The organism is Candidatus Poriferisodalis sp. (genome assembly GCF_965208925.1).
Lineage (GTDB): Bacteria > Actinomycetota > Acidimicrobiia > Acidimicrobiales > Poriferisodalaceae > Poriferisodalis.
Map to the genome: position 1 here is coordinate 38,190 of NZ_OZ242364.1, position 23,997 is coordinate 62,186.

Genomic DNA, 23,997 nt, shown 5'->3' on the forward strand with positions numbered 1-23,997 from the left:
GAGGCCATCCGCTGGGCTCAAGGGCCACGGAATGGTCGCCGAGCGCACGGAAGCACCCGGGTGACAGTGCGATCTGTAGGGCGATTCAGCGTCGCTGCGGTCTCAGCCGTGAACTGACGCTGAGGCTCTCGTCCTCGCCGGTGGCCGGGTCATCGGCCCCATAGCCGCACACCGCGCCGGCGGGAATCTCGACCACGTCGTAGCGGGAGACACCGAGCAGCGAGCCGCGTGAGGGGTCCAGCGTGGTGTACCTGAACTTCATCTGGTCATAGGGCACCGGCGCCTCGAACAACAAGATGTCGCCAGCCCCCTCTGCGGCGGCGAGGGTGGTGAAATCGGTCACGATGCCCGAGAGGACGTGCTCGACCAACTCGCGTGCCCCAGCCTCCGCGTCCGCTACAGCCTCTTGGCCGACCCCCGTCTCGGCCCGAGGACACGGCAGGTTCTGGCTCTCACTGCGGTAGCCGCGGACAAGATTGTTGAACCGGACGGTGACCTCGGCGACGGTGATCCCGCCGGCAAGTCGGGTGGCGCCGTCCATGTCGGGATGGGCGAGGTCGACGGTCTGAGCGCGGCCCGCGCAGATCCCCCCGGTGGCGTCCGCCTCGAAGTGCCGTGCGAAGCCGGCGTCGGCGTTGAGCGCGTCGGCGAGCTGGCCGAAATTCGGCGTGCCGCTGGCGAACCGGATGCTGATGATCTTGTCGCGGCTCGACACTGCTATGTCGATGCCGATCTGCTCGGCGGCGGGATCGTGCGTGCTGAGACGGCTGGTGCGCACCTCCCAGGTGTTGCCCAGCGCTCCCGCTGCGTCGCCGCTGTCTCGTGCCGTGATGCGCAGCGTGCCGGCCAGCAGCGCCTGAGCACCCGAGAGGTCGTCGTCGGCGTCGCCAGAGACCGCGTCCGTGGAGGCCTCGTCGCGCGTCCTGGCCGCAGCGACGCTGATGCTCACCGCCCGCAGCGAGTGCTGCGGGGCGGTCACGTTGACACTGCCGGCCCTGCTGCGATTGCCGGCCGCGTCGACGGCGACGCCGTGACGCAGGAGCATCCGGTCTCCGGGTTCGAGCCGGTATGCGCCGCCCGGTGCAACCAGTTCGCTGCCGCTGCCGCTGCCGCCGGCCGCGGGGCGTGTGTAGCCCGTCGGCGCGGTCAGCCTCAGGGCGAACACTGCAGCCTCGTGCAGGGGGAGCACCTCCGGGGTGTCTTCGGCGACGACGACCGCCGTGCCGCGTCGTGTGATCACTCTGACCTGGCGGGGATTGACGATGATCTCGTCGAGATCGCTGTCGTCGCTGATGACCGCAAGCAGGGACTCGCTGCCCGCCGGGGCGACGATGCGGACCTTGGGCGCCGCAGTGTCAACTGCCGGTTCGGGCACCACGAGCCTCGCCGGGCTGAAGGGCCTCCGGTCGTCGCGCGCTCCGAACCTGACCTCGGTCGGCCGCAGCTCGATGACGTCGCCGGCCTCGAGCGGGTGCCGCAGGTTGATCTTGAACCGTCGGGGCTCGAGACACGGTTCGCCCGGGAGGACGTCGAGGCCGCCCACGGGCGCGAGATGCACGGGCACGTCGTTGATGTACAGCAGGTCATGTGCCTTGCCCTGCGCGTCGGGCAGCTCCACGTTGAGCGCATCGCTGGTGGTGATGGTGAAGCTGCGCTCGCCGGCGCGCGCCGCGATGGTCGCGGTGAACGGCCCCCCGGTCGTGGCGGCCTTCACGGCTGCGGCCATCGCCTCGCTGCTGACGGCGCCGCTGCCGCCGATCGCCACGATGCGCAGGTGGGTTTTCAGCCGGTCCACCTCGACGGGCGTGGCAGCCAGCCACGTCGCCGTGTCGGCGGGAAGCGAGTCGCCGGCAACCAGCACGGGGAGCGCCCGCCCGCTGCCCAGGCCCTCGCCGAGCAGCGGTGCTGCGACCAGACCGTCCATCGCCGCCTCACGCCCGACCAGCGCCACCAGCGAGGCGCGCCGGCCGCTCGCGAAGGCGCAGTCGCCGTGCATCAGGTCGGCTATGCGGGCTGCGGTCTGCGCGGCGCCTGAGCCCTCGAGACGCGTTGTCCGTGGCACTCCTGCATGGCCGAGCTGGGTGATGACGGACTCAGCCACTGCGTCAGCACCGCCGACGACCACCGCATGGTCGATGTCGTGCTCTCGCAGGAACCGTGCTGTTGCCTCGGGCAATCGCGACGTGCGTGTCAGCACGGTCGGCAGCCCCAAGGCGTATGTCAGAGGTCCGATGGCCGCCGCATCGATCGCCGAGCGCTCATCGCCGTTGATCAGCACCGCGGTCGAGTCGTTGGAGGTGCACCAGGTCGCCCTGCCGCCGATATGGGACGCGACCGCTGCCGCTGTCGCGTACCGGTCCTCGCCCGCCAGACGCGTCACCTGCGGCTGCGAGACCAGGCCGGCGAGCTGCGCCACGACCTCAGCGGGCACCGCTGCTGGTCCCCCGACGACGAAGATCTGCTTCACGTCGTGGTCTTCGAGGAACTCCGCCGCTGCCCGATGCAGTCCGCCGGGCCGCACCAGCAACACCGGTGCGTTCTCGACGCCCGCGAGGCCGGCGACCGCGGCGGCGTCGGGCGGGGACTCGCCGGACACCACGATCGCGGTGCGCACCGAGCCCAGGCCGCCCCGCACGGCGGCATACCGGCGCGCCAGCAGCAGCGCCGTGTCGTAGCGATCGCGGCCGGCGAACGGCCGGCTGCCGGCGACCCCGTCGTCGTCGCCGTCGACCAGGTATTCGGCGGCGGTGTTGGCTGCGCCCGAGGGGTCGGCGCCGGCGCCGATCGCGAGCCACGAGCTCGCCACGAGCAGCACCGCCGCCGCTGCGGCACGACCTGCGCCGCGGCTGCTCACGCCCCTTGCGGACGCTCGGTGCCACCTCCGCCGCCGGGCGAACTATGCGGACTCGCTCCTGCCACGATCCGCCCAGCGCGGCTTCCGTGATCGGCGGCGTCGGTCGAGCCCGGCACGCGCAGCGGCGAACCCGGCTCAGAGCCCGCCGACATAGTCGGCGGTGGTCGATTGAAGCTGAGAATGCGCAACGGAACTCGGCGGGCACTCAATGTGCCGGAGTTCGGCAGACCTTTCGCGACTGATGGAGACGGTGTTGCCGCCGGGCACCGAAATGCTGTGCGGGGATTGAGAGTCTGCGAACCCGCTCTGTGCGCTCCCCGCATTGACAGTAACTCGTGATCTTTTCTTGCTCGTCGTGGTTGTGCTGGGACTCGTATCTCCATAGGTGCTGCAAATTCGGCTCGCGGTGATGTCGAGAGTTCGGAGCCCGGTGAGATTGGCGATGTCGAGATCGTTGAGCACGTCGTTGTACTGAAGATGGAGGTCTTCGAGTGTGCTGTTGGCGTTGGGGAAGGTGATGCTCATGCGGTCCCCGTCGAGAGAGGTGTAGGCGACCCGTTGGTCGTTGATCAGCAGCTTCGTCAGCGACGGGATGGCGCTCTGGGCGGGCAGCGCCCACGACTTGACCCGGTTGCGAGTCAGCACCAGCGTCTCCAGGGCGGGCTTGTCGCCCAGGCTCAGCGCGCTGAGCGTGTTGCCCCGCAGGTCCAGTTCGCGCAGCTTGGGCAGGCTCGCCAAGGTGATGCCACTGAGCCCGGCCTCGCGAACGTGCAGGATCTCCAGGCATTCGAGGTTCGGCACCGACTGCGGGCCCGACAGCGGGTTCGCTGTCAGATACAGCCGCTTCAGCCGCGACAGGTCGCCCAGGCCGTCGAGGTCGTCCAGCGACGTGATGCGGTTGGCCTTCAGCGACAGCGTCTCCAGCGACCCGAGCTCTGACAGGTCGACCTCGGTGAGCCGGTTCGCGCCCAGCGACAGGTACCACAGCGAGTCGAAACCCGCGAAGCTGATCATCCCCGCATCGGTGATCTCGTTGCCCCACAGCGACAGCTCGCGCAGCCCCGTCGCGTACTGCAGTCCCTCCAGGATCCGGATCGGCGCCGCTTGGGTGTCCAGTCGCGACGCCGACAGCTTCCGCAGCGACCGCAGAGCGCCGCGGGTGACCGGCTCGCCGGGCCCGAGACCCAGATGATCCTCCAGCATTTCCAGCAGCACCGGATCGGGGACCGTCACCGTCTCATCGTCATCAGCCGCAGCAGCTACCTCGGCCGCAGCGACGCGAGCGCACGGGCCCACGGACTCCTCGTCGGAGCCCATTCCCTGGGCGCCGACCCCCCCCCCCCCCGGGAGCGGACGTGACGACCACGGCCGCCCAGACCGCGACTGCCAACACCAGCTGAAATACACGAGCGTTTCTCATGACCGCGAACCCTACACAACCAGATCACACAAACATGTCGGCCTGATTCAGCATCCAGACGCATGGACACACAAGCCTGAACGTGCAACAAACTCGACGGAGTAGCGCGCCTCGTCGGCGACATCGGCCTCAATCCGCCGCTTCCTCCCCGAGGGCGCTTCACCGCGCTGGTCATCACAGGGCTCGCAGCATCCGTTCCTGATTGGAGCTCGGGAGTTGGTCTCGGCTGCACGGTGGCAGATCGGTGTCCTCGCTGTCGCTTCCGCCGGGACGTCCGCCGTCCGCTTGGATGCCGCCGTGGTCCTCATCGTCATCAACGTCCGGCTGGTCAGCGTCAGTCTCGTCAGGATGGTCCTGGCTCTGATCGCCCTCGCTCTGACCTCCGTCCTGGCCCTCATCGTCATCAACGTCCGGCTGCTCAGCGTCAGTCTCGTCAGGGCGGTCCTGGCTCTGATCGCCCTCGCTCTGACCTCCGTCCTGGCCCTCATCGTCATCGGCGTCCGGCTGCTCAACGTCAGTCTCGTCAGGGCGGTCCTGGCTCTGATCGCCCTCGCTCTGACCTCCGTCCTGGCCCTCATCGTCATCAACGTCCGGCTGGTCAGCGTCAGTCTCGTCAGGATCACTCTGATCTGGGGGATCGGTGGTGGGCGGCGCTTCATGAGTGTGAGCAACGTTCACGTACCAGCACACGGGAAATGGGCCGTACGAGCAGCGCCGAACGCGTTGGGGGTGCGCCTCGGCACTGCTCGCGAGCAGCACTACAGCGGCGAGCGCTGTAGCCACAAACACCACTGCCATGGCTGCCGCTCTCAATCGCCGGTGCATTCCAACGGTGGTTCTCGGTGTCGGGTTCAGTTGCATTGTTTTGACCTATCTGTGTGGGTACACGCGCGTGTGTACTACACAAAAGTCAAAATGTGTCAGCACCCTGTGGCATCCGGCGTCGGTGGCTGGCGCGTCACCTCGGGGCGCCTGCCAACGCTGCGCCGCTGCGGGCTGCATCCGTCGCCAAAGCAGTCCCCGCCGACGGGCTGTGAGGAGCATGCCTCGCTGGGCAATGTCGATACCCGGCTCATCCAGAAATTCAAGCCCGGAGCCTTGACGACTCAGCGATCACGACGGCTTCGAGGAGCCGAGCCGGATCCGATGGAGTCTGTTGGATGACTGGTTGCCGGTCGGTCAAGGCCCAGTGGGCAGTCAGCGGTGCTGGCGTGGGCGGGGTCGGGTGCATCGTTGCGCCCATGCCCACGCGGTTGCCTCGTTGGCGGCGTTGGGCGCGAGTCCTAGCGTGACCAGGCGCTCGGCTGACTCGTGCAGGCCGTGGCCGAGCATCAGCATGCATGAAGCGAGCAGGCGGGTCTCGCCGACCGAGAAGTCGGTGTGCCCGTCGGTGCGGCACCAGCGCCCGATCTCGTCACGCAGTTCTGGGGGGATACGGTCGTGCAGCCGGCGTGGCACCGACGGAAGATGCCTGCGCACCATCAGCACTGCGCCGTCGGTGAAGCACGCCAGACCGAACATGGCACAGCGGTCGACAGTTCTCATGAAGGTGCTCGTGCGACCGCCGCGGTGCTGCAGCCCGAGCCTGCGGGCGGTGGAGTCGAGATCCAGCCGCAGATCTTCGCCCGGCGCCAGCTCGTCGAACTCGCGTGCGAGCAATCGCAGGAACCACACGGCGCTGGGACCCAGGACAGCAACCCAGAAACGCTCCACGTAGGCCGAACGCGGATCGTGGCCGCGACGGGCCAGCCCGGGGTCATCCCACGGTCGCACGCACAGCACGCGCAGCGGCCCCGCTGTGCTCGCCAGCACTGCGCCGGGCGCCGTCGAGGTACCGCCCACAAGCCGCAGTGCAGCCGGTGCGGCGTCCTCGGCGCCTGCCGGCGATGCGGGAATCGTTGGCATGTGATCAGCAGGCACTGGGGTCTCCTCCATGGGTTCGTGTCACGTTCGGCCGAAATCGGCACGTACATGCCAGCATACCTTAGTATATCAAAACACACTGAAAATTAAGAAAAACATCTCAGAGCAGTGTCTTGACCGTCTGAGCTGCGCAAGAACAGCGCACCCGCCCGTCGCCTGTGCTCGCCGTGGACATCCAGATCTACAATCGCCGTCGTGCGCCTGAACACACGGCCGGAAAGCCCATCGGGAGGCCGGAGGATCGTCAATCGGTGCCATGACCTCGAGTCCTGAATCCGAGCCGGCAGGCAAGTCCGGCCAGTGGATTCGGGATCGCCTGCGTGGCGGCTTTGAGGCGTTCCTCGGCAGCCTGTTCTACAAGGTGGGTGCCGCGGTCTTCCTCTTGGTTCTCGGCTTGGCGGGATGGGTCCTGGGCTGGTGGGGCAGCTCGGAATCGGAGACCGAGAACGTGCCGAGCCAGCTTGAGGTGACGACGGCCGCAGGACCAGCGAGCACCACTCCGGCCGCTCGCCCCACATCAACTAGCGCCGGCACGCTGCCGTCGACGCCCGAACCAGTCGGCCCGACACCGCATGAAGCGAGCACCTCAACAGCGCCCGTAACGGTCGCAGACAACGCCTCGATCGCATCCGCACCGGACTCGCCTGGCACAGTGGCCTCGCTCGCGAGCACTCTGCAAACCGAGTACCGCAATGCAATTGATCCTGGCGAGTGCCCTCGTACCGAGAGCTTCATGATCGACGAGTGGTGCTTCTTCATCGACTACTCGACCTCGTATGTTGCGTCGAGACTCAACAGCGCACTCCCCGGAGACGACACATTCAACAACAACTCCCCTCCGACGCTTCCGGAGCCTGCTTGGGGCCATGCCGGCGACTGGGCTGCAAAGGCCGACCGGCTGAGGATCCCGCGAATGAAGACGCCCGCGGAAGGCCATGTCGCGTGGTGGTCGCGAGCCGATGCCCCTGCCCACGGACGAGTCGGCATCGTCGAGCAAGTCGAACTCGCCGGCGACGGATCTGTCCACAACGTCACGGTCTCGACCATGATCGACCACCGCGTCGTGGTCGAGACCCACACGTGCTCACCCACGAGCGACGGCCCGCAGTGCGGCAACATCGGTGCATTCCTCGACATCGCCGGCTACTACCGCGACCTCGAGCGATAACAGCCAGGCAGGAGGACGATGCGGAGCGCAGCTCTGGCCGCTCCTGCTTAGGCTGATGGAATCGTCATGACGACGGCGAGGGAGCACTGCGATGAACTTCTCAGCACGCATCGACCTTCTCTCTGCCGCGTGTCGGCTGTGGCCGACGCGGTCGACGAGCGTTGACTGCGCCAGCGCGCTGCTGAGCTGACCGCCCTCGCCAGCCGGTCCGACCTGTGGGGCCAGCCCGACGCCGCGGCAACGAGGCTCGCTGAACTGTCGCGCATTGGCGGACTGCTGGATCGCAATGACGCTGCCCGCGGCGAGATCGCGGCGCTAGAAGATCTCGCCGGTGGCTCCCCCGCCGGCTGTCCGACGAGGACTGCGGTCCTGGCTAGCACACGTACGGCCGCCTGACGGCTTCGTGTCTGGACCGGATGTGTCACTGCCCCATGTCGGGACGGGAGTAGTTTCGCCGTATGGACTACCCGGCTTCCGTTACCGTCGACGCGCCGGATCGCGTAGCGAACTGGCGGCCGCTCGTTCACTGGATCTTGCTGCTTCCGCACCAGGTGATCCAGATGGTCTTTGTCACCGTGGCCTGGCTGTTGTCGGTCCTGACGTGGATCGTCATCTTCCTCACCGGCAAGCTGCCGGCGGGCATCGCCAACTTCCAAGTGATGTACGTGCGCCACTACCACCGGGTGCTCTCGTTCCTGCACATCATCCACGAGCATTACCCGAAGTTCGAGTTCTCATCCGCCGCAGAGGACCCGGGCGGCTCACCGGTGGCGGTCAACATCGAAGCGCAGCTGGAGAACCGCAACCGCCTGACGTCGCTGTTCCGAGTGATCTACGGGCTGCCGCAGATCGTCTTCGTGATCGTCTACTCCTACCTCGTGGCGGCTGTGGTGACGATCGCCTACGTCATCATCCTGTTCACCGGTCGCTGGCCCACGGGAATGCGCAACTTCGTGATCGGGTTCTACCGGGCCCAGACGCGCTGCCTGTCGTACATCCACGCGCTGAACGACAAGTACCCGCCATTCAGCGCCGCCGCATAGGCCCCGTTCCCCGACCCCGGCAGCCGATCTCGACGAGCACTGAGCGTCTGAGGCCCGTGTGCTGGTGTGCCGAGGGATAGTCCAGATGCAGTGTGCGCTTGACGCCCTTGGTTGTCGTTTCAGGGTCGATGTTGCCTTCGACAGGCTCGTGCCGCCTTTGAAGACCACCGTGCACCCGGTCTCGCGAGATGCTGCCGCTATTCCCCGCAGCACCTCGGTGATCCAGAAGTCCTTCTCCACGTGCTCACGCGGGATCTGCGCGATCTGCGCCACGGCATCCGCGTATCCCTCAACTTCATCCGGGTTGTCGCGCAGCCGAAATGTCACACGCGCTCCCGCAGCCCGAGCTGCTGCCAGCGGTCGCGGGCGGCGAGGTGGCGCTCATCGGCGAGCTGTTCGGCGATCACGGATACCCGGATGGAGCCGTCGCGGGCATGCAGCGCAATGGCCTCCGCTGCGCGGCTCCAAGGCACCTCGATGAACCGGGGCCCGTCGAGAAGCAACTCGATGACAGCGACCTCGACGAAACTCAACTGCCGAATCCGACGCTCGACCGAACGCAACACGAACCGCACACCGCGAGGAGGCACCCGCCGGCGGCCCGGGACGGCGACAACCTCCACGGAAGGAACCTGCGTCGTCAATCCCAGCGCCGCTGCAGCCGAGAACTCCGCTGGCCCCGCACCGTCGCCCGCCACCTCCAAGCCTGCCTGCATCGCAGGCGGACCGGTCATCCCGGCCCGTGTGCGGGAACCCTTCCAGTACAGCCCCTTGCGGACGCGCACGAGCTCGCGTCGATCCGACAGGCGGGACAGCTCGCAGTCGACCGCATGAGACGGGGCATTGAGCTCGCTGCTGGACACAAACGAGCGCTCCGGAACCCCTGCGACGTGGTCACGAACGAGCTGGGCAGTGCTCATGAGAGAAAATTGTATCAAATACATCTCAACATCGACCTCAGAACCAACGAGAGCCCATTCACGAGAGTGAGGCACCGCACGATCTCCACACTTGAGTCGACGCTGCTGCACGTCGACCACATCGTCAGCGTCGAAGAGGCGTGATCCGCTTCTCGTTCAGCTGCTGACGAAAGTGCGGCGATCGCCATCGGAAGCCACGTCCGATCGCTTGAGGTCACACCCGTCAGGCGAAGAGACCAGGCAGTTTGGCAAGAAGTGCTCTCAGGTAAGCCTGCTCCTACGACAGCTGGAGCCTGGCGGCCTTGTCTTGCAGCCTGCTCGTCTTGTTGAACTGAGCTCGAGCATGGAGACGCGTTGCTCGGTCGCGCAGTCGGGCTGCTTCGAATCTCATCTTGGCTGCGCCGGCTTCGGCGAAGTGCTTGTCCCGGTGGCGCCGTATCAAGCCGGGGACTGTGGACAACAGGACCCCGAGGAAAACGAGCCACGTGATCGGGTCCGCGCCGCCCGGTCCGATTGTGTTGAGCAGAATCTGCAGAGCCAGGAAGGGGACAGCGATCCAGGCCGGCACCCAGGCTCGGCGGCGGAATCTGCGGGCAGCGCTTGCCGCCTTCCAAGTGGCGCTGTCTGCCTGCGACTTAGCAGCTATTGCCTCATCGACGGCGCGCTCCAGGTCGTCGTGCTGGCTCCTCTGCTCCCGCGAAAGCTGCGATTTCTCCCGGTGGTTTCTCTCGGCTGCGACACGATTCTCGTGTTCCGCCCTCGCGGCCATCGTGTCTGCTTGTTCGCGCTGGGCTGCCTGCCAGGCATGTTCGGACGCGATCTGGCGGGCGAGGTAGTCCAGTTCGTTTTGACGTTTGGGATCCACCACGGCTCACTCGTGCATATGCGTCGGTTGGCTGCACCCGAGCATCACGCCGCCAGCGGCACGGCAGTACCACCGCCGCTCGGCGCCACAGCAGACGCAATCGCTCATCAGGGATCGTAACCCGCGTGCCCCCGCCGGCCGAATCTGAAACCGGGCCAGGTTCAGCGCAAGAGAACTCTCAGCGGCGGTGTACGAGACACGCTCGATCGGGACTTCGGGTGCGCGGCGAGGATAGCTTGTTGATGTCATGTTGAGGACGAGGCTAATAGCGCACTCGTGCTGATGTCCCCGCCACCGACACCACACCGTCGGCGGCGGCCCGCTGGCATCACGCGCCCATAACCTCAGGCGGACCGACATGCATGCGGAAGGAATCGAGCGGGTGTCAAGCGATGACGGGACCGAGCTGTCTACGGCCTGGTTGATCAGGGCCGGCAAGTCCGGGGAGCGCGAGGACTTCAATCTTGAGCATGGTTTAGCGAGCATGGGCTGGGGCCACATTCCCGATCTCCGGGAACTCTCAGGTCGTGACGAGCTCAAGCGCATGATGCAGTCGGCCGCACCGAATGCACGCGAGAAGTCGATCTCAACATGGGCAAATCAACTGTGGACGCTGTTCGACCGAGTTCGAGTGGGCGATCTTGTGGTCCTGCCCCGCAAAGCGACGTCGCAGATCGCCTTCGGGATCGTCACCCAGGAGTACCGCTACAACAACGATCCGGAACCGGACTGGCGCCATGTCGTACAGGTCGACTGGCGGCGCACCGATGTCCCCCGCACAGCTGTCAGACAGGACTTGCTGTACTCGCTTGGCTCCTCGTTGACGATCTGCACCATCACACGCAACGACGGCAAGTGGCGGCTGCACCAACTTCTCAAGACCGGAGCTGATCCGGGCGCCAGAGCCACGCCCGCATCCATCCGAGACACCGACACGGATGTTGTGGACATCGATTCGGACACGACGGACTCTGCCGAATCCGCAATCGATCTCGAACGCATCGGCAAGGACCGCATCCAAAGTCACATTGCCGAGAACCTCGCAGGCCACGAGCTGTCGCGGCTCGTGGCCGAGATCCTGAGAGCCGAGGGCTTCACGGTGGACACTGCTCCCCCGGGACCAGACGGCGGCATCGATGTGTTCGCCGGTCGAGGCCCGCTCGGACTCGATAGTCCGCGTCTGATTGTGCAAGTCAAATCCAGCCCGGCGCCCGTGGATGTGAAGGTGGTACGCGAACTCAACGGCGTGCTCAGCAGCCAGGACGCGGACCAAGGCCTGCTGGTCGCGTGGGGCGGCGTCAACCAGCCCGCCCGCAGAGAAATGCGCAGTCAGTTCTTCCGCGTGCGTGTGTGGGATGCGGATGACTTGCTCGAGGCCGTGTTCAGGAACTACGACCAGCTCGACAAGGAACTGCAGGCCGAGCTCCCCCTCAAGCGGATGTGGACTCTGGTCGAGGACTGACAGCCGCCACGATCCTCCTCTTCCGATACGGTCCCCCTCTGTACCGGGACAAGCGAATTGAAGTCAAAGCAGCCGGTCGCAGCCAAAGCTGGAACCCCGACCGTTCAGCACCCGTCAGATTCGGCATCGAGCAGAAGAAAACATCTTGGTCAGCAGCGACCGACACCGTCACGCATCATGACCAACCCCGGCGATTCGCCGACATATACGTGTTCTGCTTGCACGCAGAGGTGCCTGCGACAGATGCGAATGTCGCGGATCCAGACTGCTCGCAGTTCTGGGCCGTGCCTGCCGAGGTCCTCGTCCGTCCTCCAGGGACGAATCGACGGCGTCCGCTGCTGTCCGAGACCGTGTGGCTACCATCGCAGCCATGGTGGGCATGCGGAATGTCGGATGATCTTCGTGCGCTCGAGGAGAGCCGGCTCAAGCCGTACATCTCATTCACCGTTTTCTCGCAATCGGCCGACGGTGGATCGGCGGACGACGTCTGCAATGCGATCTGCAAGTGGATCGAAACAGACAAGCGTTCCGAACTGATCGCAAACGGGCTGAACCAAGCCGAGAGAGATGCGGCCGGCGAAGCCGAAGAAGATGCGGATCGTGCCACCCTTGAGTTGTGCGTCGCATACCGAACGAAGAATGATCCTTCCTGGGGCGGTCTGCCCTCATCGGGCGACAAGTCCGAGGAAGCCGAATTCTCGCTTCATCTGGCCGTGGTGTTCGAGGCCGAACCGCTCGTGGCGTTCCACACGACAGATGGGCGACTTCGTGAGCATCTCCTGCGACTGCAGCGGTCAAACGAGCTTGAGGGAGTCGAGCTCGTCGAACGGTCAGCGTTAGAGCGGGCTCTCCTGCAGGGCGAAATAGCGACGCTGTGGATGGGCCAGGGCGCTGCCGGCAGGGGACGTCCGGGGCCCAGAAGCAAGACGCACCACGGAGACAACCTGGGGGATTCGATCGATCCGGTCGCCGATCAGAGCCACACGCTCTCCGGCGCGCGCGCAGCGGCAGGCGAGGACTTGCTCGGCGGCTCTCGTGAGGGAGTCATCGGCGCGAACCTAGATCAGTCGAGATTCTGGCTTCGCCGGGCGAAGAACTGGACGGAGTTCGTCCAGATCACCTCGAGAATCCTGGCAGCGATCAACAACGCTTCGGACGGCGCAGGCGGCGACGAGAGATTGTCAGTCTTCGCGCGCTATATCGACGACCTCGAACCCGTGGCACGGCCATACGACCTCTCATTTGACGCGCCTTGGGAGGAGTCGGGCAAGATACCCACCCAGAGCGAGATCGATGCCTTCGACTGGCTCTCTCAGCACGTCGTCTTCATCGAGCCCGAAGACGAGCAATCGGCACGTGTTCGGGTCACCGACGGAAACGCCGAGTGCACGATGGTCCTGAAGCCCGAACAGCGGAAGAAGTCGGTGACGATACGCGGCGTCCGCGACACAGGAAGCACCGAGACTTCAACCAGATTCTGCGCGGAGCTCAAGGAAGCCACGCCAATGCTCTTCTACGAATCGGGGCACTCCGTAAGCAAGCGCGGAATCGTCGCTGAGCAATTCGCCGACGTGCCGTTCAGCAGCTGGAGATTCGTGTCACTCAACGGCGTCGACATCAGTGCCGAGAAGCCCGGCGACGGAAAACGGTCAACGATCAAGAAGCTCGGAGGCAAGGACAACGACACGTCGCTATTCGGCTGGATCATTCGCAACCACCGATCCGGCTGGCTCTACTGCGACGACGGCTCTGACGAACTGTTCGACTTCGTCCATCTGGACCCAGCGGCAGAACGGCTGTCTATCTGGCACGTCAAGGCCTGCAAGTCTGGCTCACAGCGCTCTATCGCAGCTGTCCCATACGAGCACGTCTGTGCCCAGATGCAGAAGAACATTCCGTCCCTGAAACCTCAGGCGTTGGCGAACGAACTCACCGCGCGGCTGCCGCGAGGCCGACGAGGACCGCTCTGGCTCGACGGCAAACTGTCATCAAATCTCGAATCGCTGATAGCGGCGCTCAAGAAGCCGCGTGCGAACCTTGAAGTGGTCGCCAACGTTCTTCAGCCCCACGTAACAAAGTCCCTATTGGCGAACGCTCGGACAATCTCCCAGGAGCAAGTCCACGGCGACCGTTCCCGACTCCGGCGTCTCGATCATCTCTTGCTCTCAACCGACGCAGCAGTCGGACGAGCCGGCGCACGTCTCGCGGTGGTCACATCAGACAGCTAGCTGTCCTAAACACACCGATCGGCATCAAGGAGGCCGGCGGAGCCTCCAGCGAGAGCGTGGAGTCTGGGATAACAGCCACGACGACAGGAGGCTCGATGTGTCAACCTGACGCTCGCGAGGCGCCCTCTGGGCCCGGTTGTTGGTCGAGGCGCGTTCGACATCGGCGCCCATTGCTTGCAATTGCTCAGGAAACCTCGTTCTCGCGAAGTCTGGATTGACCGCTGTCATCCGCGCGGTCACTGGGAAACCGGATATGTGCACCTGTCTGATCACCGCAGCCGGTTGGGTCAGGGCGTCTCAGCCACGAACCACCCGCTGTCTTCCGTGTATGGGCCGTCTACGGAGGCGAGTACGAAGCCCTCGCCCACGGCTATCTGGATGCCGGTGTCCAGAGGCTCGAACCCGAACGCATCGACTGCGGTTTGCCAGTCCCAGACAACGCCGTCGGTCGACCAACCCACCCAGATTGGGTCCGTTGACAGCTCGGATCGCGCGATCGCCGCCAAGCCGCCGGCGCCGACCGCGAGTCCCGGATCGTATGGCGGTCCCATGGCGAGGCCTTCGAGCACCGCCGTCGTTCGAGGTGCCTGACCGCACCGGAACGAGGCGATTGAGCTCGACGACCCGTCGCTGAAGCTCGCTGCCCACATGGTTTCACCCCCGCGAGCGCCAGCGAAGTGGGTTCGAATCGGCGGATCAATCTGAACCTCGCTCCAGTCCCGTCCGTCCGCCGACGCGAATACTCGAGATGCTCCCTGACGCTCGCCGAGGCTCAGCATGAACCCGTCGCGGGTCGCGACGCCGCTGACCAGATCGGCATCAAGATCAAAGTCGCCGGTCACCGAGAGACCATTCGCGTCCCCCGAGTACGTGCGGACATATCCGGTCAGCCCTTCAGTCGAGGTCACGATCGCCACCCAACGATTCAGAAGCAACTCTTGCCTGGGGGAGAGTTCAAGATCGTCGTGTGAGATCTCGATGACCGGGGAGTCTTCGTCAGACTCGTCGGAACGCATCCACAGGGTCACGCTGTGGGTTCCGAGGCCCAGGTGCTCGATGTCATCGGTGCTGTCGATCAATCCTCGGTCGGCGATCAGCTCAGCGAACTGCGGAACGGGCCAGATGTAAGAGACGAGCAGCACTCGATCTGCCGCAACATGCAATCCGATCGTGCCCGTGTAGTCGTCCTCGAAGAAGGGCGGCGTCCCCGGATCGAGCGGCACCTCGGTCCACGAAGCTCCGCGATCATCCGAGAGGAGCACGCGAGGAAAACCGAATCCGTCAACTCTTGCGCCGCTGTCTTCGAGCACTCGCCCGACGATGATCCAGCGGTCGTCTGAGATGTGCATCTGTCGCGGGTCGACTCCCTGCGGGAGCGGATGCGACTCCCATTCGACGCCGTCGACCGTCAGTTCGAGCCGGTGCACGCCGCCTTCGTCGACGACCACTGCAACACGTCCATCATCGGTGCTGTGAAGGTCCGAATAGGCATACGCAGAGCGGTCATCAACGGGTGGCTCAACTTGTCTCCACTGCAGGATCGGCTCATCCGACAGGCTCTGGCGCGCACTCGGAAGTGCAGAGGACTCCACAGACCTGGGTGCGGACTCGACCGCACAGGCCTCGGGCTCGGAACCCCAGAGGTCGAACGCGTCGTCACCCGCGGCCAAGAACGTTGCCCCGGCAACGATCGCCACGATGGCAACTGCAAGGAAGATCGTGAGGGGGCGCCGCGACGGCTTCTTCGGCTCTGGCGTAGTCAGCTCGGCACCGGATTCATAGCGGCTGGCGGCGTCCGACACGGCTCTCAATTTATGCGCCAGCTAGGAGTCTTGGACATAGAGGTTGGCAGCAGGGTGATGTCCTGAGCCTCCCGAGCGGGCGCTGTTCTCGCTAGAACGACCACGATGTCGGGATGCGCGATGTCTTGCGCGGATGCCCGCTTGATGCCTGCTGGGCGGTACTGGTTGAACTCGACGGCTACGTGCCGAGTTCGTTGCTCCAGTGCCTCGGATGTCCGAGATGCGCTCCGTGCTGGAAACTGTTCAAGACGATTGATCGAGCCGCGTTCTCGCCGACGCCGAGTCCGCCAAAGCGGTCGGCACGGTTCAATCCCCGCAATGCAATTGCTCGTCCATGGCATCGCAGGTCGAATCCGACGCACTGCTGATTCGCCGTGTCAGCCTGACGCCTCCAGAACTTGAGTAGCAAGCAGTAACACCAGGACAGCCAAGGACGCATGAGCGAAGACATGGATCATCAAGCGGCGCGGATCGTCTTGAACTACCTCGACGCGAGCGATCAAGGAGCAGCAGCGCTGGACATCGAGTCCTATCTCGGTCTCGGAGACTGCTGGAACGGCCCGCCGCCCGAACCGGGAGCGCCAGCGTCGAGTAATGAAGGCATCGTTCCCGACAGCATCACTTGGGGCTGCGCGTTGCTCGATCTCATCCGGAGCCTGCCGCCGGTGCAGGCCGCATTCATCGGTGTCGTCGCGGTGTCCCCGCCTTGGTGGGAGGATGCCCAGTCCATGCCGCTCGGCAAGATCGCCAACATGCTTGAGGTCGCCGAGGCGGGCATGCTCGACCGCGACGAGGAGACCGACTGGGGATGGTTCCGACCGGAACGCACTGCTGGGACACCTGCATCGGATGCTGAGCAGCCCCGACGCACAGCCACTGTGCCTGACGACTGAGGGAGTCAACAGTGCCCGAAAAGCAGCCGACCGCAGCGTCACGCCGCGGACGCCCACCGTCGCGACCGATCGCGACGGGCCTGTTCGCGTTCGAAGGCAACTGGGAAGCAGACCTCAGCGATAGGGCGAGCATCGCGACGCTGCTGCAGACACTGCAGGAGTGCGTCAGCATCGACTTCATCCGCCGCGACATCGGCACCGAAGAAGAGCTGCGGCACTACATCGACCGGTGGCTCGACGACTACGACCACTACCAGATCGGGTACTTCGGCTTCCACGGCACCGCAGGCAACCTGTGGCTCGACGACAACCGGCGGGTCCGCTTGGGCGACCTCGAAGAGATGATCGACGGGCGCGCCCGCGGCCGTGTCATCCACTTCAGCTCGTGCTCTGTCATGCGAGCCGCACCAGACCGAATCGCGGAGTTCCGCAAGCGCACCGGCGCACGCGCCGTGACCGGCTACCGCAAAGATGTCGACAACATCGAGGCCTTCTCATTCGAACTGCTGCTGATCCAATCGTTCAGCGCCTACCGGCAGGTCAGCGGACCGGACAACTACCTGTGGGAGAGGGCGTCCGGCCTCTATGAACACCTCGGCTTCGAGTTTCGGCGTTGAAGGCGCGGCCAGAGTGAGGCCGAAGTGATGGCCCTGGCAGCTTCAACCTGCAGCGGGGTCGGTGTCGTCGCCATGGGATGTGTCATGTCCGATCAGTCTCAGCACCCGCCGTATGGACTCCAGCGCCAGTTCGAGCACTTGGGGCTCAGACGAGCCGAGAGTCGCTTCCACCGGCTTGGTCTTGTTGGTCAAGCGGACGTTCTGTGCTGCTGCGAGGACGTCGTGCAGCTGTCCTTCGAGCCAATCGAGCTGCGCTGAGGTGAACCCGTAGGTCGTGTCGCGCTGAACCAGCAGCGCCCGATACCAGTCGTCCTGGTCGCAGAAACGGCTCGTCGCTTGTTCGGCTAGGTCCGAGATCGCCGTACCGATAGAGGCTCCCCACTCGCCGGTCGCGTTGCGCCGGCCGAGAAGCAGATACAGCCCGCCAGATCGCCATTCGTCGCCGAGGTGTCGAGCTGTGCCGCGATCCACGATCGCCGCTCTCAACGCAGCATTGTTGTCAAACACGACGATTGGGAATCCGACACCCTCCGGCACCACGGCGGCAAAGGTGACTAGGTCTTGATCCGCTGCGTCCGCAGCCGGGCTTTGCTTACCGATGTCGTTTCCCTCGTCGTCCAAGAACATCCACTCAGTGTGCAAAGGCCTGCTACCCGGAGGAAATCAAACCAGCCTATGCGTGACGCGCGGAACCCGATCGGGCTGGCACCACGCAGCGAACCTCGTGAATCCAACTGGCCGACAAATCCCTCGCCGCCGTCGACCGGCAGCGGGGTCATGTCAAGAGGGCCGCCACGAGCGATTCAGGGTGCCGCCGCCACAGCACTTTGCGTTCACGGTCCACCCACGCGGCATCGGACGGTTCGCGCGGTCTCCGCAAAGATGGGTGCAGGCGAATCCACGTGTCGCCACGCCGGGCGGTCACAGCGTCAGCCCATTCGCCGGGAACATCATCCAAGCAGCCGTCGGGGGCGTCAGCGGCGAGACGGCGCAGTGCGTCCTCGATGGACGCCACGCGCCGCAAGCCGGCCCGCATCTGCAGCGCCTCGCCGATCTCGACGGCTTCTTCAACATCGAACATCGTGCCGCCGTCGGCAAGCGCCCACGCGATGCGTACGTCCCACGAAGGCGCTGCCCTCTGGTGCTGGGCAATCTCGATGGCCGCGCGCGTCCCGGACGACATCCACGTCCGCTCGGTCAGCCTCGCAGCGAACAGGCAGACACGATCAGCGCGCTCGCGAAACACAGTGATACGCCCAGGCAGACTCGTTCCAGCGCTCTCATGCGGGAACGACAGTTGCGGCCAGGCGACCAGCGGCACGCCCGCTGCATCGAGCGCCGTCATGCGCGAGATGCGACGCGGTCCGCGGCCGAATACAGCATCCATGAGACATTCGCTGGTGTTCATCCAAGCAGGCGCAAACGGATGCGACGAGTAGCAGTCAGCAACTGGCGGTTCCCTGTCGTTGCGCTGCCACAGACCCCGCACGACCCTCGAGACGGAACCGTCGGCGGCGGCAGCCCGCAGTGCGCGCGACGCAGACGATGGCTCGATGCCGGCACGCGCACAGAACTCGCTCGTCCGAAATACGAACGGCATGCTGGCCAGCGCCTCAGCAGAACTCACACGGACAGTAAACACAAGCAGGTGCAGACGGAGCGATCCCCCGTCCCGCGATCACCCAAGAATGCCGATCAGCCGGGCTCCGTAGTGGCTGAGCATCCAATGGTCTGCGCAGATGAAGCCGAGGCGGCCGCCTGCGGAACTTGCGTCGCGGAAAAGGTCTCTTCGCGAGAGCTACAGGCCTCAGCTGGGACACGTTCAGAGTACTGCTACAGAGAGTTCCCGGCTCTCCGAGGTTGCGTGCGCGCAGAATCCCGCCGGTGGCGATGGCGCAACTAGTCTCCGCCGCAATCTTGCAAGCCAACAGTGTCCGACGACGGCTCAACACAAAGTCCGAATATGGCCGATTGAGGCTCATCACGCACGTATTGAGCACTATTGACTGAAAGGTCCAGCAACATGGACGATCTGACAATTTTTCGCCTGCCTGCCGTTATCGAATTGACTTCGTTGTCCCGTTCGACGATATGGCGCCGAGTCAAAGAGGGCTCGTTCCCACAGCCCCTGCGCCTAGGAGGAACCGACTCCAGCGCAAGGGGTTGGCGAAAAGGCGACATTGAGAAATGGCTGACAGAACTCGAACCCGTCCGATGAGACTGCAGCAATGACTCAACGGCACTGAAGTCGCATACCTCGCAGCGAGAGACAGAAGGCTGTCGTGGACATAGCAATCAGAAACAGGGCGCCGGGTTGAGTTCCCTGTGCGAGCGTGACGTTTGCGAGAACAATCACGACGACAGGAGCCTCGAAGTCTGACGCTGGTTCTTGCCTCACGCCTGCTGGGTGAACATCGCTGTTAAGTGAGATCAGCCGATAACAACACAGGACCCGCCTGATCGTGGAAGCAGGCATCCCAGTGCGCGCCTCCGAGAACACGGTGTCTTCGGGCTTGCTGACGCGTCACCCTGACTGTTCGGTTGCAGCGGCCCGTTGGGCAGTCCGGTGACTCTCGCCGGGCAGTTGCCCATCGAAGATGAAGGTCGAGTCACCAACGCCCATGTCCATCTGGCTGCCGATGTTGGCAGCCATTCGTTGCAGCAGACCGAAGGCGTCCTCTGCGAGTCCTTGCCATTCGTTCCGGCATTCCTCGAGAAGCGTGATCAGCTGATACTGCCGTCGGATGACTTCGACTGTGGCTGAGAGCATCTCGGCAGGCTCACGCGTCAGGGATCCGTCGCAGAGCGATGCTGACGGCTCGCTTGGCAGTGGCTTCGTCCGGGCAGTCGGACTCAGCGACCGCACCGACAGTGGACGTCAGTGCTGTTGTAGGTGTGTCAGGCATTGCTGGAGCATGGTCGGCAACGCAATCAGATGGACCTCAAACTTGAGGCATCGGGTGAGCCATACGATCATCTCCATCGCCGTCACACTCGCCGTGCAGTTCTGGGCCGTTGCGCAGGAGCACGTGTGGCATACCGCGACGACACGACTTCAGGGCACTCAGACAGGGCCGCCGGGCTACGCGGGGTGCTGTCGGCTGCCGGCTTGAATCCACCGTCAACCGAAGGGTTTGTGCTGACATGTCAATGCTCTTCGATCACCGGCATAGCCAACCGACACTCGTGGCGGCATGAGCATCGGCCCGACACGGCCGCTCATCAACTGTCACGCTGCCAGAAGGACCCGACATGGCAACTCCGACCTTGGCAACTGCGGCAGACCATCGACTCCGGCTCGCGCTGCACGAAATGGTCTTCTCATACGTCGGGTCAACCACGCAAGTCAACCGAATCGCAGAGCTCTCCGACGGCGTCATCCTGGAGGACGGCGACGGCTACCGACAAGCCAGGTATACCGGCGACACTCGCCGGCTAGTCGATCCCGAGTTCTACTTGATGCAGCGAGACCAGCGCGAAGGCGAGAGTCTGTTTCCGCCGACTCCGTCCGAGGCGATAACTCAGCAGCTCGATGCAGGCGTCGCGTGCCTGCTGGCGCCCTCGGAGTTTCCCAGGGATCGCGGACCGGACAGCATCGAGCAACTGCTCGTGAAGGGTCGGGACTTTGTCGAGACCGCGGAACTCGAGGCGCCGGATCTGCCTGCGATCGTGCCGATCGTCGTTCGGTTCGACGAACTCGCAGATCGACGGTGGGTCACCTCGGTCCGGGAGTCGGAATTGCCGATCGCGACGGTGTTCGCCGGATTCCGCGACCCTCTCGACAAACCCGACCGGATTGAAGGCGCTCTCGATCTCATCGCAGCAGCGAAGTTCGCTCTCGTCATGCGTTGTGACGTTGCAGCGGGCGGTCTCGTGGCGCACGGCGCTGCGGCGGCCGCCATCGGCACCAGTTCCGCGGTGCGGCATCTGTGGCTCCCTTCGAGAACGCCAGGCAAGCGAACTCCGAGGAGCCCAGTGTTCGTTCCGTCGACGGCTGCCTGGATCGACAAGTCACGTCTGGTCGATGCCGGCAACTACGCCGTTGACGACGAGCTGTGGAAATGCGAGTGCGCCGCATGCGGACCTGACGGCGACATGCGATCACTCGTCGGCGCATCGGACAGCTCAATCGAGTTGCATTCGGTCGCTGCGGCCATGCGACTCGTGCACATCGTGTTCGACGCCCAGGATCGCGTCGAGGCATGGAAACGCATCTGTGAGCAGTCCGCAGCAGCATTCCGCGCACTCACCGAGGCAGGCATGCCGGGCCTCAAGCAGCCCGATGGACTGAAGTCGTGGCTTGAGGTGCTGCGCTGATCTGCTGAAGGTACCGGTCGAACACGGTCTCCGCGATCGACCATCTCTGCCAGCTCGGGACGACCCGTTCTCGCCCCGCGGGCCTGAGCACACGCCAGATCTCACCATCGATCAAGGCGATACCGGTTTGAGGATGCACAGCGCGCAACGCATGTCTCGCCAGCCGTGCGGTAACAACGACGAACAGCGGAGCGTGACAGCCGAGCCAATTGATCAGCTGCGCGTCGTACAGCTTCGATGCGGGTTTCGATATCCCAACAAGACCTACCGCAGGCACCGCTGTGCGAACTATTCCCTCGTCGCGAGCCTCCACCGCTCCTATGGCCAGCAGTTCTTCGAGCGCCAACAGCGTTCCGCCGTCGACACGGCCGAACGGCACCACTTCTGAGTGCGGCAGATCCATCAACGCTCGCGGCAAGAAACGGTCCGTGATCGGACCCACTCCGAGCGCACGGCGACGGACGATCTCATCCTGATAAAGCCTGATCCAGACATCGACGGTCTGGGTGCCGATCTGCACGCCGTGCACGCACTCGCCGTCGAACAAACCGCCCGTCACTCCGACTCCTCCACGAAGTCTGCGAGCTCACTCAGATCCACACGGACATGACGAGCGATCGTCACGATGACGAAGAACGACGGCGACGGCGAATCCCCCCGGAAGTACTGATCGAGGCTGCGCCGGTTCAAGCGCGAGTCCCGCGCAAGCTTCTCAACTGACATCTCTCTGGCTGCCAGCGCAGCGCGCAACCGCTCCTGAATCTGCTTGGCGCAGCGCTTCTGGACTTCGGGGGTTTTGGGTCTGCCTGAGATTCATGAATAATAGGCGATTATAATTGCACACAGAGCCAAGAATCCCACAAGCACGGTCCAGACACTCCGCTGTCAGTACTTAAGCGGCTCGGCTACCACGCCGCCCTCATTGAGCTCCGCTATGCCGAACGAGCCGTCCCGACGACGCGCGACGAGGGCTAGGTGTCGTGGACATAGAGGTTGTTGGCAGGAAGTGAAGTTGAGCCTCCGATGCGTGTGTGGCGTTGGCGACTACGACCACGGGCATGCGAAACAGGAGGCTCAATGCCTCACGCCGACGCTCGCTTGAGGCGCACTGTGCGGCGACGCCGGCTGGTCATCCGGATCGAAGCCGACACGACCCGGGGTGAGCTGGCTCAGCAGAAGGGCCTGTCTCAAGGGACGGTGGGGTCCGCCTAGCCCGCTGTGTGCGCGACTACAACTGTCACCGGCACCAGACCGCCGTCGGCGGCCCGCCCGCATCACGCGCACACAACCTCAGGTGAACCGACACCTAGGCGTCACTCCAGTTCACGATGTCAGAGGCAGTCTCTGGCCTGCCAAAAGTGATGTCTCATTTGGAGCCAGACCGTCTCAATGCTGGGGCCTAACTGTCGGTTCGCGTGAGGTTGTGTGCGCGTGATGCGGGCGGGCCGCCGACGGCGGTCTGGTGCCGGTGGCAGTTGTAGTCGTGCACCCAGCGACTCAGGCGGACCCTGCGGTCGGATTCTGAGCGGAACATCCGGGCATAGAGGAACTCGTCAGCGAGGGTGCGGTTGAACCGCTCCGCTTTGCCGTTGGTCTGGGGCCGATAGGGCTGGGTGCGGCGGTGGGTGATCCGCCGTTCGGCGAGCAGCTCGGCGAACGCGTCGGAGCAGAAGTTGGGGCCGTTGTCGGTGAGGACCTCGTCGACCGCCATGTCGTTGGACCAGAACCAGTCCTGGGCGCGCTGCCAGAACCCCACCAGCGTGTCGGCTTTCTCGTCGTCGAGCGCCTCGACATAGGCGACCCGGGAGTAGTCGTCGACGGCGACGTGCAAGTAGGTGTAGCCGCGGCGCTTGCGGCGGCGCCGCCGTTTGGCCTTGGGCGATCCTCGGCCGTGCACCCGCCAGCCCCCGCCCGGGGGGACCTTGCCGACCTTCTTGATGTCGAGATGGACCAGCTCGCCCGCAGCAGTGCGCTCATAGCGGCGGATCACCCGACCGGTGGGGCGGTCCATCCACGCCAGCCGGTTCAGCCCGTGACGGCGCAGCACCCGCCACACCGTCGAGGCAGGCACCCCGGTGCGAGCCGCCAGGAACACCGGGCCCCGCTTGGACGAGCGGCGCAGCCGACAGATCCGCTCCTCGACCTTCGCCGCCGTGCGCCGCGGCGACCGATGCGGCCGACTGGAACGATCAACCAGCCCCGCTACGCCCTCGGCCTGGTAGCGATGCCACCACTTGGCCACCGTGCCCCGCGACAGGCCCATCTGGCGGGCCACCTCGGCCTGGGTCGTTCCCGCCTCGATCCGCTCCACCAGCAACCGGCGCCCAGCGGGCGTCAAACGAGCATTAGCGTGAGACATCGAGCCTCCTGATGTGATCGTGGATGTCCTCTCAGACACCACGCTCGCACAGGAGGCTCAACCCATCACCTGCTACCAACCTCTATGTCCAGAACACCTAACGGCCGACAGTCTTGGTGGGGACTG

The 23,997-nt window shown here is 64.7% G+C and carries 22 protein-coding genes; 8 read left to right on the plus strand and 14 right to left on the minus strand.

Annotated elements, in window-relative coordinates; genetic code table 11:
* Nucleotides 1-85 precede the first annotated feature (85 nt).
* The 4 genes from ACOGI5_RS00090 to ACOGI5_RS00105 form a co-directional block, all read right to left on the minus strand.
* On the minus strand, nt 86-2,854 hold the full coding sequence (locus ACOGI5_RS00090; protein ID WP_419862436.1) for a cell wall-binding repeat-containing protein: 2,769 nt from the start codon (nt 2,852-2,854) through the stop codon (nt 86-88).
* Nucleotides 2,855-2,989: 135 nt separating this feature from the next.
* Nucleotides 2,990-4,150: a leucine-rich repeat domain-containing protein gene (locus ACOGI5_RS00095; RefSeq protein WP_419862437.1), complete on the minus strand. Its 1,161-nt coding sequence runs from the start codon at nt 4,148-4,150 to the stop codon at nt 2,990-2,992.
* A 298-nt stretch (nt 4,151-4,448) separates the two neighbouring features.
* On the minus strand, nt 4,449-5,072 hold the full coding sequence (locus ACOGI5_RS00100; protein WP_419862438.1) for a hypothetical protein: 624 nt from the start codon (nt 5,070-5,072) through the stop codon (nt 4,449-4,451).
* A 399-nt stretch (nt 5,073-5,471) separates the two neighbouring features.
* Nucleotides 5,472-6,194: a hypothetical protein gene (locus tag ACOGI5_RS00105; protein WP_419862439.1), complete on the minus strand. Its 723-nt coding sequence runs from the start codon at nt 6,192-6,194 to the stop codon at nt 5,472-5,474.
* Nucleotides 6,195-6,453: 259 nt separating this feature from the next.
* On the opposite strand from ACOGI5_RS00105, the gene ACOGI5_RS00110 reads away from it, so the two are divergent.
* Both ACOGI5_RS00110 and ACOGI5_RS00115 read left to right on the plus strand, forming a co-directional pair.
* A complete protein-coding gene (locus tag ACOGI5_RS00110; protein ID WP_419862440.1) occupies nt 6,454-7,365 on the plus strand; it encodes a hypothetical protein in 912 nt (303 codons plus the stop codon).
* A gap of 458 nt (nt 7,366-7,823) precedes the next feature.
* Nucleotides 7,824-8,408: a DUF4389 domain-containing protein gene (locus tag ACOGI5_RS00115; protein WP_419862441.1), complete on the plus strand. Its 585-nt coding sequence runs from the start codon at nt 7,824-7,826 to the stop codon at nt 8,406-8,408.
* Between the two features lie 323 nt (nt 8,409-8,731).
* Here the strand turns inward: ACOGI5_RS00115 and ACOGI5_RS00120 are convergent, their stop codons facing one another.
* Both ACOGI5_RS00120 and ACOGI5_RS00125 read right to left on the minus strand, forming a co-directional pair.
* On the minus strand, nt 8,732-9,328 hold the full coding sequence (locus ACOGI5_RS00120; protein ID WP_419862442.1) for a hypothetical protein: 597 nt from the start codon (nt 9,326-9,328) through the stop codon (nt 8,732-8,734).
* Between the two features lie 277 nt (nt 9,329-9,605).
* A complete protein-coding gene (locus ACOGI5_RS00125) occupies nt 9,606-10,097 on the minus strand; it encodes a hypothetical protein (RefSeq protein WP_419862443.1) in 492 nt (163 codons plus the stop codon).
* A gap of 454 nt (nt 10,098-10,551) precedes the next feature.
* Here ACOGI5_RS00125 and ACOGI5_RS00130 point away from each other — a divergent pair, with 454 nt between their 5' ends.
* Together ACOGI5_RS00130 and ACOGI5_RS00135 are read left to right on the plus strand one after the other, a co-directional pair.
* On the plus strand, nt 10,552-11,655 hold the full coding sequence (locus ACOGI5_RS00130) for a restriction endonuclease (RefSeq protein ID WP_419862444.1): 1,104 nt from the start codon (nt 10,552-10,554) through the stop codon (nt 11,653-11,655).
* A 386-nt stretch (nt 11,656-12,041) separates the two neighbouring features.
* Nucleotides 12,042-13,883 (plus strand): hypothetical protein, encoded by a 1,842-nt coding sequence (locus tag ACOGI5_RS00135; protein WP_419862445.1) that lies wholly within the window; start codon nt 12,042-12,044, stop codon nt 13,881-13,883.
* 287 nt (nt 13,884-14,170) lie between these two features.
* On the opposite strand, the gene ACOGI5_RS00140 is transcribed toward ACOGI5_RS00135, so the two are convergent.
* Entirely contained in the window at nt 14,171-15,685 is a 1,515-nt protein-coding gene (locus ACOGI5_RS00140; RefSeq protein ID WP_419862446.1) for a hypothetical protein, read from the minus strand.
* A 437-nt stretch (nt 15,686-16,122) separates the two neighbouring features.
* Here ACOGI5_RS00140 and ACOGI5_RS00145 point away from each other — a divergent pair, with 437 nt between their 5' ends.
* Nucleotides 16,123-16,578 carry a hypothetical protein gene (locus tag ACOGI5_RS00145; RefSeq protein ID WP_419862447.1) on the plus strand — a complete coding sequence of 152 codons (456 nt, stop codon included), beginning with the start codon at nt 16,123-16,125 and terminating at the stop codon, nt 16,576-16,578.
* An 11-nt stretch (nt 16,579-16,589) separates the two neighbouring features.
* On the plus strand, nt 16,590-17,195 hold the full coding sequence (locus ACOGI5_RS00150; protein ID WP_419862448.1) for a DUF6642 family protein: 606 nt from the start codon (nt 16,590-16,592) through the stop codon (nt 17,193-17,195).
* A 42-nt stretch (nt 17,196-17,237) separates the two neighbouring features.
* Here the strand turns inward: ACOGI5_RS00150 and ACOGI5_RS00155 are convergent, their stop codons facing one another.
* Nucleotides 17,238-17,822, minus strand: a complete 585-nt coding sequence (locus tag ACOGI5_RS00155; RefSeq protein ID WP_419862449.1) for a hypothetical protein — start codon at nt 17,820-17,822, stop codon at nt 17,238-17,240.
* Nucleotides 17,823-17,970: 148 nt separating this feature from the next.
* Nucleotides 17,971-18,822 (minus strand): hypothetical protein, encoded by an 852-nt coding sequence (locus ACOGI5_RS00160; RefSeq protein WP_419862450.1) that lies wholly within the window; start codon nt 18,820-18,822, stop codon nt 17,971-17,973.
* 396 nt (nt 18,823-19,218) lie between these two features.
* On the opposite strand from ACOGI5_RS00160, the gene ACOGI5_RS00165 reads away from it, so the two are divergent.
* A complete protein-coding gene (locus tag ACOGI5_RS00165) occupies nt 19,219-19,413 on the plus strand; it encodes a helix-turn-helix transcriptional regulator (RefSeq protein ID WP_419862451.1) in 195 nt (64 codons plus the stop codon).
* Between the two features lie 306 nt (nt 19,414-19,719).
* On the opposite strand, the gene ACOGI5_RS00170 is transcribed toward ACOGI5_RS00165, so the two are convergent.
* The gene (locus ACOGI5_RS00170) at nt 19,720-19,965 is read right to left on the minus strand and encodes a hypothetical protein (protein WP_419862452.1); all 246 of its coding nucleotides are present in this window, start codon (nt 19,963-19,965) and stop codon (nt 19,720-19,722) included.
* 10 nt (nt 19,966-19,975) lie between these two features.
* A complete protein-coding gene (locus tag ACOGI5_RS00175; RefSeq protein WP_419862453.1) occupies nt 19,976-20,101 on the minus strand; it encodes a hypothetical protein in 126 nt (41 codons plus the stop codon).
* 346 nt (nt 20,102-20,447) lie between these two features.
* Here ACOGI5_RS00175 and ACOGI5_RS00180 point away from each other — a divergent pair, with 346 nt between their 5' ends.
* Entirely contained in the window at nt 20,448-21,512 is a 1,065-nt protein-coding gene (locus ACOGI5_RS00180; RefSeq protein WP_419862454.1) for a hypothetical protein, read from the plus strand.
* Here ACOGI5_RS00180 and ACOGI5_RS00185 read toward each other — a convergent pair.
* The 3 genes from ACOGI5_RS00185 to ACOGI5_RS00195 all read right to left on the minus strand — a co-directional run bounded on the left by ACOGI5_RS00185 (nt 21,466) and on the right by ACOGI5_RS00195 (nt 23,871).
* Nucleotides 21,466-22,071, minus strand: coding sequence for a hypothetical protein (locus tag ACOGI5_RS00185; RefSeq protein ID WP_419862455.1), 606 nt, complete (start codon nt 22,069-22,071; stop codon nt 21,466-21,468). The genes ACOGI5_RS00180 and ACOGI5_RS00185 overlap by 47 nt on opposite strands.
* Nucleotides 22,068-22,262, minus strand: a complete 195-nt coding sequence (locus tag ACOGI5_RS00190; RefSeq protein ID WP_419862456.1) for a helix-turn-helix domain-containing protein — start codon at nt 22,260-22,262, stop codon at nt 22,068-22,070. The genes ACOGI5_RS00185 and ACOGI5_RS00190 overlap by 4 nt, the downstream gene beginning before the upstream one ends.
* A gap of 649 nt (nt 22,263-22,911) precedes the next feature.
* On the minus strand, nt 22,912-23,871 hold the full coding sequence (locus tag ACOGI5_RS00195) for an IS481 family transposase (protein WP_419862457.1): 960 nt from the start codon (nt 23,869-23,871) through the stop codon (nt 22,912-22,914).
* Nucleotides 23,872-23,997 lie beyond the last annotated feature (126 nt).